Consider the following 12,388-nt stretch of genomic DNA (forward strand, 5'->3'; position numbering starts at 1 on the left):
GCCCCTTTTAAAATTAGCGCCCACTTAATCAACTGCTAATCCAATCCTCATAAAAGTGATTTGGATTGGATTAGGTGATGTATGTATTTGAAAGATTTTAACCAAATGGTGAAATGTCGGTTTTTTGATAAAGAGAAGGGACTTGATGAAAGCCTTCGTTATGTTGAAGAGGTTAAAACTTCTGGCTTTTGTACTCAAAAGGATTTCGGCTCAATTGCTGTTTATCCTGACAATGGTGAGTTGGTTGTTCAAATAAACGCTAATAAATGGAATCTGTTGAGTGATAGCGTAGATGTCAACTATTTTCATGTTTATGACAAGAAACTAACAACGTTTAGAATCTTTGAGCAGGGTAAAAAGTTTGATCTTACTTATACAAGCTGGTGGGCTGATAGAGATGACTTTGATGTCGATCCAATGGCTGCTAGTTGTGAAGAAGAAAACTCGGAAGAGGATATATTCGGCTACTTAAAAATGCTGAAAGAGAATAAGGAAGCAGCCAATAACTTACTTGGGCTATGGAGTAAAAACATTGGCCAATAGCGTCAAAGTACAAATCATTCTGCTTTGGTAAGATAGGATTATGCGGCCGTTCACTCAATGAACGGCTAACTCACACCTCAGGACAGAAAATCTCCTGCAACACACTCACGATCTTCATCGCATAGTCGACTTTCAACGAACGATTTTAAATCAAAATTTTCACAAAAATAAAGGCTGATAGATAATCCTTTTTTCTAGGATTTGTAGCACTTTTAACAATTCAGAGGATGAAGTATGAAAGTTCTTACTCCACGCGATAGAAAGGATATTAATGAATTTGAGCTGGTTACAGGGGGAAGTTTCCTATACATCGACCGGTACCTCTCTGAGGAGTGGGACTGGTATGAATTGTGGGATTACAACTTTAACAATGTAGATACTTCATCAATACCCTGTAAATGTAAGTTTGAAGGGCTTAAGGCTTCAGGTAGAAGGAAAGGTTATCCTAGGAGTATAAGTGCACTAACAGCATTAGGATTTCATTTCACTCTTATCAAAGGTGGTCACAGTTGGTACGAGGATGCATATTATCAGTGTTCTTGTGGGCAAATGTGGAAAGAAGAGTTCGTAGAAGCAATGCAGTACAATGGCAATCATGCCTATCCTATAAACGACAACGAGATATAGCTAAATCTTCCGGTGAGCGTTGAGCAGAAGAGTAATGGACAAAGAAGTTGAAAAATGCATGTTCAATAGCATTCGGGATGTCTTTGATGATGGATGCTTTTTGTCCAGTACTTCCACAAATGCTTGGCTAGACTTCTTCAGAATCATAGATAATGAAGTTTATATTTGTAAAACAAAACACATTGGTTGGAGTACTGATGGGCCAGGAGAAGTCTTAGAAAAATTAGATTATATCTCAGTATCAATCATCAATAATTTCAAATGTTTGGTCATTTACGATTACAGTACTAGATAGTATGTGTTAAGTAATGGGCCTGCAAAGCATCACTATGGAAGGTAGATTTATTAGTGTGATGAATTGATAGTCTTCAGTTTCCCTCAATAGAACGGCTAACTCACCCCTCAGGACAAAAAATCTCCTGCAACACACTCACTATCTTCATCGCATAATCACCCTTTAGTGAATAGTAAATGGTTTGGGCTTCTCGGCGAGTCGAGACCAAATCTGCTTCACGTAATCCAGCCAGATGTTGGGAAAGTGCAGATTGGCTAAGCGTCACACGATCATTCAATTCCCCAACCGATAATTCCCCTTCGCTTAGTGAGCAGAGAATCATTAGGCGATTCGGGTTTGCCATCTTCTTGAGTAGAGCAGCGGCTTCCGTCGCGTGCTGCTGCATATCTTCCGGGGTCATAGGGGCTGTCTTTATCTGATAACTAAGAAGTTTAGGATTTTCTAATATATTTGAGTTTAGTTCCATAGGGAATCTTTACAAAGGCTTTATTTTAGTATTTACTAATATTAGTTATATCTAATGTAGTACTTTCTTATATAAAAGGTGCTGGTTTAAAGAGTGCTGATGTAAGGGGCTCTAAAGTAAAGAGTTTTAATGTAATGGTTCGCTTATGAAACACAGAGTGATGGAGTTTTCGGTATCGCACCCGAAGTGGGTGTTTTGGTTGGTAGGGCTGTTGACGCTGTTAGCGCTCGCTATGATCCCGAAAATCCAGATTGATACCGACCCTGAAAACATGTTGCCAGCCGATAACGCTGCGCGTGTGATGCATGAAGAGATCAAGCACCGATTTGGTTTGTCGGACATGATGGTGGTAGGCGTGGTGAATGAGGATCACCCGCAAGGCATCTACAATCCAGCAACGCTTTCCAAACTGGATACGTTAACTCGTGCCATTCTGGCTATGGAGGGTATTGTTGCCAGTGACCTGATGAGTTTGTCAACCAGCGACAACATTACGCAGAAAGGTGAAGGGCAGATTTCTTTTCATTGGATGATGGAACGCGCTCCCAAAACACAGGCGCATGCTGATCTTATCAAAAGTTATGTGTCGCGCCTTCCTATGTTGCTGAACACTTTGGTGTCTGGCGATGGCAAAGTCGCTGGCATTTACGTTCCGATTGAATCTAAAGATCTTAGTTACGGCTTATATCAGCAGATGTTAACGGTGATAGAGCAATTGCCGTCTGGTCATGAGCAATATCACATCACAGGCTTACCGGTTGCAGAAGACACTTTTGGTGTTGAGATGTTTAAGCAAATGGCCATTTCAGCACCCGCCGCAGGTTTGCTGATTTTTGTGGTGATGTTGTTGTTTTTCCGCTCGGTGCCGTTAGTAGTTGCGCCCATGTTGGTGGCGATGGCTACTGTCATCATTACGATGGGTTTGATGATTGGGCTGGGGTATCCGGTGCATATCATGTCGTCAATGATTGCGATTTTCCTGATGCCGATTGCGGTGGTGGATTCTGTTCATATTTTGTCTGAGTTCAGTGATCACTATCGCCCTGGGGTAGACAAGAAAGCGCTCGCGCGTCGTGTGGTAAATAACCTTTTTCAGCCGATGTTGTTTACTTCGATCACTTCCATGGTGGGCTTTGCATCTCTCAATACGGCGGACATTCCACCGGTTCAAGTCTTCGGTAGTTTTGTTGCGTTTGGTATAGGTTTGGCCTTTGTTCTGAGCATTACCCTCGTACCTGCGTATATGGCGAGTTTGTCTGATCAGACGCTGAATAAGATGGCAAAACGTGTCCATGATTCAGAAGAAGCCAATACACCGCTGGCACGATTCTTACGTCACATACCGGCCTTCACCATGAAATACAGCAAAACGCTAATCGCTATGGTGGTCATGATGTTTGCCATCAGCGGCTGGGGCATCAGCAAGATTGTGATTAATGATAATCCGACTAACTGGTTTGAGTTGGAGCACCCGATTCGTGTTGCTGATCGCGTCTTGAATGAACATTTTGCAGGCACGTACCAAGCCTATCTGACGTTTACTTATGCTGGGGATAACACTCACAACCAGGCTCAACAGCTTGCAGAACGATCTGGTTTGTTATTACAAGACGCGAATGACGAGCTGAAACAGCTATGGCATGAGTTACTAACCAAGCACGGTCAGGACATTAATGCGCTTTCCCAAGCGGTGTTGGAGCAACAGTTCCTGGCTGATGACTCGCAATTGCGCTATTGGGATGGTTTATCGACCTTGCTTGAATTTATGAGTGGATCTTCAAAAGCCTTCCTCGACCCTAAACAGTTGGCTTACGTATCGGATGTCCAAGCTGCGTTGATCAACTCGGGATTAGTGGGGAAAACCACCGGCTTACCTGACCTGTTAAAAACAGTGAATCGGGAATTGCATTCCGGTAAAGACAGGGATTATCAATTACCTGCCTCTGAAGCCGTGAATGCACAAGCCATTCTGACCTATCAAAGCTCCCATCGCCCGAACGATGTATGGCACATGGTTACGCCGGATTACCAGTCCGCCGTGCTTTGGTTGCAACTGAAAAGTGGTGATAACCAGGACATGACAAAAGTGCTGGCGTTCATGGATAAGTGGTTTGAAGCGCACCCGTTGCCTAAAGGAATAACAGTGGATTGGGGTGGCCTCACTTACATCAATGTGGTTTGGCAGGATGCCATGGTCAGCGGCATGTTAGAAAGCCTGATGACTTCCTTTGTGGTGGTCGCCTTGATGATGATGGTGTTGTTCCGCTCGGTCGCATGGGGCTTGATTGCCATGTTGCCTTTGAGTGTCACTATTAGTTTTATCTACGGGCTGATTGGCTTGATGGGTAAGAACTACGACATGCCGGTGGCGGTGTTGTCGGCATTAACGTTGGGCATGAGCATCGACTTTGCCATTCACTTCATTGAACGTACACGAGTATTGGTGAAAGAGCAGGGCAGTTGGCAGAAGGGGTTAACGCAAGTGTTCGAAGAGCCTGGCCGTGCGATCAGCCGAAATGCGATGGTGATTGCGCTGGGCTTTACCCCGCTGTTGTTGGCACCTTTGGTACCGTATCAAACGGTGGGGGTTTTCCTGGCGTCCATCATGGCGATTTCCTGCGTGATTACTTTGCTGGTACTGCCGGCGATCTTGAATGTGCTGAAGTCAGTGTTGTTTAACTCTGAGTCGAAACCGGTTTCTAACGTATCTACTGCATCAACCGAACGGGAGGTGGATCATGCCTAAGTGTGTAAATGCCTTTGGCCGAGTATGTTTTATGGTGGTTGCTTTGTGGGTTTCTGCCTTGCCTGTACACGCTCTGCCGGTGTCGGAGATTATCGAGAAATCTAATCTTGCGGCTGTCTACCCTGGTCAAGATGGGCGTGCCGAAGCACGTATGTTGATTGTAGATAAACAAGGACGAAAACAGTTTCGACAGTTCACCTTACTACGAAGGAACATTGAACAAGGCGGTGATCAGCAGTATTTGGTGGTTTTCAGTCGACCTGCGGATGTGAATCGCACCACTTTCCTGGTGGAGAAGCATCCGGGTCATGACGATGACCGTTGGTTGTATCTGCCTGGGCTGGACTTGGTTAAGCGCATTGCCGCAGGGGATAAGCGCACCAGTTTTGTTGGGTCCGATTTTTTTTATGAAGACATTTCCGGTCGGGATATTAAGGCGGATTCTTTTGAGCTACTTTCCGAAAACGACACGCATTGGGTTCTTAAAGCCACACCAAAAACCTCTGATGGGGTGGAGTTCGCTTGGTATCAGATGACGATCAACAAAGAAACCTTCTTACCCATGATTGCTGAGTATTTTGATGCTCAGGATAAACTGTATCGTCGCATGACTGCGACTAAGGTTCAGGAGTATCAGGGCATTCCGACCATTACTGAAATGAAGGCGGAAAATCTCGCTGACGGGAGTTATTCCATCACTCAAATGCGCAACGTTCAATACGACTTGGGTTTACCGACTGAGGTGTTCACCGAGCGTTCGTTGCGAATGCCGCCCCGTCAATGGTTGCAGTAGGGCAGTCCTTCCATGTGGTTTAAAGCGTTTCACCTTCTGTTTCTTGCGGTTCTATCTGTCTCGGTTGCTTTACCGTCGGTAGGCGCTGAAACAACCGATGCATGGGGCGCATGGGACGATAGCAGTGGCAGCGATAGGGATTGGCCTGAAGATACTGAGCAGACTTCCCCTTGGAATGTGTTGGTGTTTACCGAAGCCTTGGTTGGTGGCTTTATTTCTGATGGCTTGTTCAAAGGTAATTTATTCGCAGACAACGCATTCGATGAAGACTTAAGCGCATTGGAAAACCGTTGGCAGTTGAATGCTAACCGTTATTTCGGTACGTCGTTTTTTAATGTCAGTGTTGAGTTATTAGCGGACGGTGTTGATGACGACCATTTCCAGGTTTTAGTGCGTGAACTCTACCTAGACCACAGCCTGACGGACAGCTTGACGGTGAGAGCCGGTCAGCAGATTTTAACCTGGGGAACTGGTGATTTTGTATTTCTAAATGATCTTTTCGCTAAAGATTGGCAAGCGATGTTTTCCGGTCGTGATGACAGCTATCTCAAAGCACCATCAACATCCATCAAGCTGACGTATTATCAGGATATGGCCAATTTGGATGTTGTTTGGACGCCTCTATTCACATCCGATAATTACATAAATGGAGAGCGCTTTGGCTATTTTTCTCCCATGTCAGGCGACATCACAGATCAGCAATTTACTGCCAAAGAGCCTGGCACTCAGATAGAAAACGGTGAGTTTGCATTTCGATTATTTAAAACCCTAGATGGCGTGGAATATGCGCTGTATGGCTATCGCGGGTTTTATAAGCAACCGGTGGGGTTTGATCCTGTGGAAGGTAGAAATGTCTTTCCCCGATTGAATAGTGTTGGTGCCAGTGTTCGCGGAAGTTTGGGTTCAGGCATTGCTAACATTGAAGTGGCCTATTGGGATTCACGGGATGATATGGCGGGTGATGACCCTTTGATTCCCAACAGCAAGTGGCAAACCTTGGTGGGTTATGAGCAAGAGCTTATTCAAAAGCTGACGTTAGGCCTGCAATGGTGGTTACAGATCACTGAGGGTTATTCCGTGCAAAAAAAGAGCGCGCTAAAAGCCAATTCGCCTCAACCTGAGTATCTACAGAATAAGTATCATCATACGCTGACAGCCCGAATTACCTATTTGACCATGAGTGACAAGCTCACTTGGTCGCTTTTCAGTTTTTACTCCCCAAGCAGTGACGACTTTTACCTTAAACCTAAAGTGAGTTATCGACGAGATGATTACTGGTTATTTGAGGTGGGTGGCAATCTGTTTGGTGGACAAGATAACTATACGCAATGGGGGCAGTTTGAGGAGAATTCAAACCTCTACACCCGAGTGCGTTACCACTTCTAAGATGGTTTTACTGAGAGAGGAATGGCTATGACGGTAGATAATGTATTGCATGTAATTGCAGGGTCATTTGTGATGATCAGTGTGTTACTGGGGTATTACGTGAACCCTTGGTGGTTTGCGTTTACCTTTTTTGTGGGGGCGAACTTGTTTCAGTCCGGCTTTACCAAATGGTGTTTGATGGCGGATATCCTCAGGGCAATGGATTTTAAGGATGAGGAGTCTTGTAATAAAAAGAGCGCATCATAAAAGGATATTTACACTGCGCTCTTATCTGAACGTTTTTACGTTGTCTCAAGGGTGGGGTTAAACCGTTGCTTTTGCCGGATTGGCTTCAGCGACTTGCGGCTGTTTTACCAAAAGCTGCGTCAGTTTGTTCAAGAGTAGTCCATACATAGGGATGAACATGACCAAACTGATGATCATTTTGAATGCGTAATCCACAGTGGCAATTTCCACCCAGTGTTCGGCCATAAACGGATCGCTGCTTTGGTAGAACGCCACGCTAAAGAAGACAACCGTATCCAGCGCATTCCCCAAAACTGTAGACAGGGAAGGAGCAACCCACCAAGCTTTAACTTGTCTGAGTCGGTTAAAGACAGTGACATCCATTGCTTGGCCGACCACATAAGCCGTAAAGCTGGCCAAAGCAATGCGAGCTACAAAGGTATCGAAATTTGCCAGTTTCTCGAAGCCTTGAAAACTGCCTTGGTAGAAGAGCACCGAAGCAACGTATGAAATAACCAGCGCAGGCATCATCACGACGAAAATAATCTTTCTGGCCATACTCGCGCCAAACAAACGCACCGTTAAATCGGTCGCTAGGAATACAAACGGGAAAGTAAAGGCACCCCAGGTGGTGTGGTAACCGAAGACAGTAAAGGGTAGCTGTACCAGATAGTTGCTTGAGGCCAAAATCAGAATATGAAAACTGGCGAGCAATAACAGGGCTTGCTTAAGCTGAGATTGAGAGAATAGAGACGGACTGATGGTATTCGAAATAGAGTTCTGCATTGTGCATCCTTTTTTTTCAGTGTCAGGGGTGAGGGAACCCTGAATCGGTGGGCATTATCCTTAGAATACGGTGAGTAGTAAAGATAAAAGTTGTCTGGTTGGTTGGCTTTTTTTGGTAAAAGTAACTTCAGATTCGCCCTCTTAATGGGGCCAATCTGAAGTACTGTTTTGAACATAACGAAGAATGTGGTATCGGTTTTTTATATGCGTTCTCTTAAAGTCTATTGATACATTCTGTCAGTCGAGCTGTTGTGTTCAGGAATGACATTTTCTGGGAAACTACTTCCTGAGCGCATATCTTTCGATGATGAATGGATGTTGGAGTCATTTTGTGCTGTCTTGAATGAGTTAAGCATACTTTTCATTACGCTTGCTTGTTCCGACATAGACATCGCCGTTGCAGAGGCTTCTTCTACCATGGCGGCATTCTGTTGGGTCATTTGATCCATGTCGGTTACGGCCTGACTTACCTGTTGAATACCAGAGCTTTGTTGTTCGGAAGAAACTGCAATATTTGCCACCATCGCACTAACATCACTGACCGAACCCACGATCTCTTTCAAGGTATCACCGGAACGATTCACTAAGTCTGTTCCTGTATTAATTTTCTCAACACTGGTTCTGATCAGATCTTTAATTTCACCCGCTGCTTTTGCAGAACGTTGGGCTAGGTTCCGAACCTCGCCTGCGACTACGGCAAAGCCTCGGCCTTGCTCACCCGCTCTTGCTGCTTCAACCGCTGCGTTCAAGGCAAGTAAGTTAGTTTGGAATGCGATTTCATCAATAACAGTGATGATGTCAGTAATTTTTTTACTGGCGTCATTGATTTCCACCATGCTTTGTACTGCATGAGACACCACTTGACCACCGGATTCAGCCTGACTTTGTGTTTTCGTTGCCAGCTGGCTGGCAGTCTTAGCTTTCTTGGCGTTATCGTTAACAGTCTGCATCATCTCTTGCATTAGCGAGCTGGTTTCTTCTAAGGCCGATGCTTGAGCTTCAGTACGATTACTCAAGTCTTGAACGGCGCTGGATAGCTCAGAGGACGAGGTATCGGTTTGAATGGCTGATTCATTGATTTTACTTATCAACTCCACCAAATTTAGCATGCTCTTATTAACGGAATTACTTAGTTCTGAGAATTCACCTTGGAATTTCTTGCTCATTTGCAATGTTAAGTCGCTTTCTGACAAGGCGGTCATGACCTCTTTACATTCGTTAATAGGATTAACGACTGCATCCAGTGTGCTATTGACGCCATCAACAATGCGTTGGAAGTCTCCTTGATGTTTTTCAGAGTCCGCTCGGGAGTCCAACTTGCCTTGAATGGCAGAATCGGCCAGTGAATAAACATCCTCGATCAGTAAATTAATGGCATAAATACAGGTGTTGAGGTTGTTTTTCAGTTCGTTAAAGTCGCCATGATACTCATCGGTGATGGGCTCAGGAATATCGCCTTTTGAGATTTTATCGACATAGTCAGCAGCTACTTTTAACGGTGTAACCACTGCATCCAAGGTTTTGTTGACACCGTTGATGACTTGCTGGAAATCACCTCTGTGTTGTTGATCGTCGGCTCTTACGGATAATTGACCATCCATAGCTGCATCCACTAGGGAATTCGCATCATTGACCAATAACTTGATCGCCGAGATACATTTATTGAGATTATTTTTAATGGTGTTGAAATCGCCTTGGTAGTCATCCGTAATCTCATCAGGGATATCCCCGTTGGCAATACGTTCAACGCATTTTGCTGTCATCATCAACGGTCCGATAATGGCTTCGAGTAATTCATTAATGCCGTCTGCCAGCGTTTTCATCGCGCCGTCAAAACGGCTGCTGTCGAGGCGAGAGCTGAGTTGTCCTGCAACCGCAGCTTCAATGACTTGTTGAACTTGTGCTTCGGCATCCCGTTGTTCCGTTAGGTCTTGCCACTCAATGACCAAACCTTGTTTTTCGCCACAGCCACTAAGCACTGGATTAATGATTAATTGCAGTGAAACGTTTTCTATTTTCAGTTCTTCCTTGTATTCCTGCATTAGTGATTTGAGTGTGCTTTTGATTTTGGCTTGATCAGGATGTAGGTCACTGATAGGGCTGCCATTTAAGGATTGAAGGTTTAATTGAGGTAACGAAGCTTTCAATTCTGAGATATGACGGTTGAATAGGTTGAGAGCTGATTTGTTGTGATAAATGATTTGGTCGTCAGCGTCGGCGACCATAACGCTGGCGGAAACATTATCCAAGGCTTGTCGAATACGGTTGTTTTCTTCGGCTTGCTTACGCTCTACCTCCATTCTTTGTTGAAGATCTGTGCGGGCTTGAAGCAGATTCGTTTGCATTGTTTTTAAGGCGCTTAGCAGTTGTCCGGATTCGTCGCTCGAATTTACTGCTATGTCGTTATCTAAGCGCCCTTCTGAGATGGCGTTGGCAATATCAACTGAGTTATGAATCGGTTGGGTAATTTTTCGTAGAACAAAATAGACAGAAGCAATGGTCACCAACAATGCAGTGATCATGATGATTATCGAAGAAAGCAGAGTTGCACTGGCTTGATCGTTCAGCGATTGAGCAAGAGCTGCGAGATCTTGCGAAAGCTTATCTTCAATTTCTTTTAACAAATTAATTTTTTGCGTTTGCATCTTGAACCAGTGACTGGGGTCAACGCCAAAGTTACCTTCGGAGGCTTTGTTGATGGCGATGTCTCGCATTCGAAGCGTTTCACGGATGGCTTCACCTGAGAGTGTTTTTTTATAAAATTCCTGATGCTCAGGTGTTGCCAGCGACAAAAATACATTCATATAGGTGTCTTGTAAGGCAACGAGTCCAAGGAACCGTTCAAAAGTTCCGGGGCTAAAAGCGTTTTGCGCGAAGGTTCCTGTAAGAACTGCGCGTTCGACACCCGCTCTTTCTTTGCTGTTTAAAAAACTTACATAGGCGGTTGCTGCATTACTTAAGGCACCGTTCGAGGTGTTTTTAGACAAATAGGAGATTGCTTTTAGGTAAGCGGTGTTTGTCTGAGTGTAATAACCTAACGCAGACTGTAATTGAATATCGAAGTCCGAAATTGCACGTCGTTTGGCGGAAATTTGCCCTGTTAAATCTGAGGCTTCATCTAACGCAAGTTGGAATTCTTTACTGAAGCGTGAGGCATTAAAGTCGTCCAAAAACGAGTTGAGCAGTTTGGTTTTTTCGTCGACGGTTTTACGCTGTTCTGTTAACTGACTTGAGAACTTTTGGCCGTTACTGCCAAGGAAACCTGCGGTAAACCCCCGTTCTTTTTGCAACTCGTGGACTAGGTTGCTTGAGAGAACAGCAAATTGGGCGAGTCTTAATACTCGTGCATTTTCGGTTTCTATGTCTGAACTTTTAAGAACTTTGTCGAGTGCTAGAAACGACATGACGAGAACAGGTACGACAACAATTGCGATGAGTTTCCAGCGTAACTTTAGGTTGTTGAATATATCCATAACTTCCACCAAATTCCTAAAATCTTAGTTTTTTACTTGGTTATTGATCTAGATCATAACTCTAGATTAAGGAACGTGATGCTGCAAAAAAGTATGGGATATTTTGGTGCGTTATCTGGGAAACTTAATTCAGGTTTTAAGGTGTAATAGACTCTCAAGTTTGCATGGTTTATGTCAGGCTTTCCTTGCGTTGGTCTGGTAAGTTGGATTTTCCATATTTTCTAACGTGGAACCATGAGTTGTTTGTTCAGCATGTTTTGTTGCTAACGTTACGATGGTTGTCAGGTCATCAACGGATACATCAATGTATGTGTCCATTTGTTCAAGTGCGGCCAAATAGTTTTGTCTCGTTAACCGTGAGGGCGGTGTTGGCTGATAGTACTTCAAGTGGCGTTCGGCATGGGTTTGCTTTGTTTTTTGTTCTTCTTTGCTTTTTCTATATTTGGCTGCAGGATAACTTTTGGATTGGAATAGATAGTGAATAACCAAGGCAGAGCTTAGAAGTACCAGGATATTGGTCAGCACGGGGGTCAACACGTATTGGAACCCCAAGTTATGAACTTCTGTTCCTCCGATTACTGCGGTTAACGCCGTAGCCCCACCAGGTGGATGCAAGCAGCGACCTAAATACATCATTAAGATAGAGGTTCCTACCGCCGTTGCGGCTGCCAGAATGGGCGCCTCAATATGTTGATAACAAATAACGCCAATGATGGCAGAGATTATATGGCCGCCGAATACCGGCCAGGGTTGTGATAACGGGCCATGAGGTACGGCGAAAATTAAGATAGCAGATGCACCAATGGACGCTTGAAGCAGTATTTCAGCCGAAGATGTCTCAGCCTCTATGGACGTTAAACACAATAACGTTATGGCTGTGGTTGCGCCTAAAGCTGACGTTAGTTTTTCTTTAAGTGAAATGCTATCCCGTGCTATGCCCAGAGTGTCGATTAAGTGTCTGATGGGATTGCTCACTGTGTCCTCAATCGGGTTCGTAATGAAAGAAGTATGAAACGTGTTAGGTGATGTTGAGGCACAGTCTAAGAGT

Annotated in this window: 10 protein-coding genes; 6 read left to right on the forward strand and 4 right to left on the reverse strand. The window is 44.4% G+C overall.

Features of this window, described 5'->3' with window-relative positions; genetic code table 11:
- Nucleotides 1-81: 81 nt before the first annotated feature.
- Together ACFOEK_RS08525 and ACFOEK_RS08530 are read left to right on the forward strand one after the other, a co-directional pair.
- Nucleotides 82-543, forward strand: a complete 462-nt coding sequence (locus ACFOEK_RS08525; protein ID WP_386719155.1) for a hypothetical protein — start codon at nucleotides 82-84, stop codon at nucleotides 541-543.
- A gap of 234 nt (nucleotides 544-777) precedes the next feature.
- A complete protein-coding gene (locus ACFOEK_RS08530) occupies nucleotides 778-1,170 on the forward strand; it encodes a hypothetical protein (RefSeq protein ID WP_386719158.1) in 393 nt (130 codons plus the stop codon).
- Between the two features lie 395 nt (nucleotides 1,171-1,565).
- Here the strand turns inward: ACFOEK_RS08530 and ACFOEK_RS08535 are convergent, their stop codons facing one another.
- Nucleotides 1,566-1,865 (reverse strand): metalloregulator ArsR/SmtB family transcription factor, encoded by a 300-nt coding sequence (locus ACFOEK_RS08535; protein WP_386719161.1) that lies wholly within the window; start codon nucleotides 1,863-1,865, stop codon nucleotides 1,566-1,568.
- A gap of 211 nt (nucleotides 1,866-2,076) precedes the next feature.
- Between ACFOEK_RS08535 and ACFOEK_RS08540 the strand changes: the two genes are divergently transcribed.
- The 4 genes from ACFOEK_RS08540 to ACFOEK_RS08555 are packed head-to-tail and all read left to right on the forward strand — an operon-like array spanning nucleotide 2,077 to nucleotide 7,102.
- Nucleotides 2,077-4,677 (forward strand): efflux RND transporter permease subunit, encoded by a 2,601-nt coding sequence (locus ACFOEK_RS08540; protein ID WP_386719164.1) that lies wholly within the window; start codon nucleotides 2,077-2,079, stop codon nucleotides 4,675-4,677.
- Nucleotides 4,670-5,470 carry an outer membrane lipoprotein-sorting protein gene (locus ACFOEK_RS08545; protein WP_386719167.1) on the forward strand — a complete coding sequence of 267 codons (801 nt, stop codon included), beginning with the start codon at nucleotides 4,670-4,672 and terminating at the stop codon, nucleotides 5,468-5,470. The genes ACFOEK_RS08540 and ACFOEK_RS08545 overlap by 8 nt, the downstream gene beginning before the upstream one ends.
- Before the next feature lie 12 nt (nucleotides 5,471-5,482).
- Nucleotides 5,483-6,856: a hypothetical protein gene (locus tag ACFOEK_RS08550; protein WP_386719170.1), complete on the forward strand. Its 1,374-nt coding sequence runs from the start codon at nucleotides 5,483-5,485 to the stop codon at nucleotides 6,854-6,856.
- Between the two features lie 27 nt (nucleotides 6,857-6,883).
- Nucleotides 6,884-7,102 (forward strand): YgaP family membrane protein, encoded by a 219-nt coding sequence (locus tag ACFOEK_RS08555; protein ID WP_386719173.1) that lies wholly within the window; start codon nucleotides 6,884-6,886, stop codon nucleotides 7,100-7,102.
- Between the two features lie 57 nt (nucleotides 7,103-7,159).
- Here ACFOEK_RS08555 and ACFOEK_RS08560 read toward each other — a convergent pair whose 3' ends face one another.
- The 3 genes from ACFOEK_RS08560 to ACFOEK_RS08570 all read right to left on the reverse strand — a co-directional run bounded on the left by ACFOEK_RS08560 (nucleotide 7,160) and on the right by ACFOEK_RS08570 (nucleotide 12,315).
- A complete protein-coding gene (locus ACFOEK_RS08560; protein ID WP_386719175.1) occupies nucleotides 7,160-7,867 on the reverse strand; it encodes a 7-cyano-7-deazaguanine/7-aminomethyl-7-deazaguanine transporter in 708 nt (235 codons plus the stop codon).
- A gap of 221 nt (nucleotides 7,868-8,088) precedes the next feature.
- Entirely contained in the window at nucleotides 8,089-11,340 is a 3,252-nt protein-coding gene (locus ACFOEK_RS08565; RefSeq protein WP_386719178.1) for a methyl-accepting chemotaxis protein, read from the reverse strand.
- 174 nt (nucleotides 11,341-11,514) lie between these two features.
- Nucleotides 11,515-12,315 (reverse strand): HPP family protein, encoded by an 801-nt coding sequence (locus ACFOEK_RS08570; protein ID WP_386719181.1) that lies wholly within the window; start codon nucleotides 12,313-12,315, stop codon nucleotides 11,515-11,517.
- Nucleotides 12,316-12,388: the final 73 nt, after the last annotated feature.

This window comes from Litoribrevibacter euphylliae (assembly GCF_042646085.1).
Taxonomy (GTDB): domain Bacteria; phylum Pseudomonadota; class Gammaproteobacteria; order Pseudomonadales; family Litoribrevibacteraceae; genus Litoribrevibacter; species Litoribrevibacter euphylliae.